The sequence below is a fragment of the Streptomyces sp. WM6372 genome, assembly GCF_001279655.1.
Lineage (GTDB): Bacteria > Actinomycetota > Actinomycetes > Streptomycetales > Streptomycetaceae > Streptomyces.
In genome coordinates this window covers 1-254 of the sequence record NZ_LGDB01000161.1, presented here as the reverse complement: position 1 = coordinate 254, position 254 = coordinate 1, and the positions used below count along the sequence as shown (strand labels likewise).

Here is a 254-nt window from a genome sequence, read left to right as displayed (position 1 = left end):
GCCCCGGCCATCGCCACCGGGCTGGCCACCTCGCGCCGTGACCTGTCGGTGTGGGTGGTCACCGGGGACGGCGACGCGCTGTCCATCGGCGGAAACCACCTGATCCACGCCCTGCGCCGCAACGTCAACCTCAAGATCCTGCTCTTCAACAACCGGATCTACGGACTGACCAAGGGCCAGTACTCGCCCACCAGCGAGGTCGGCAAGATCACCAAATCGACTCCGATGGGCTCGCTCGACGCCCCCTTCAACCC

Annotated in this window: 1 protein-coding gene; it reads left to right on the top strand. The window is 66.5% G+C overall.

Going from position 1 to position 254, the window contains the following annotated elements; translation table 11 throughout:
- Positions 1 to 254: thiamine pyrophosphate-dependent enzyme (locus ADK52_RS13505; RefSeq protein ID WP_234343723.1), on the top strand; the 254-nt coding region annotated here is incomplete at both ends.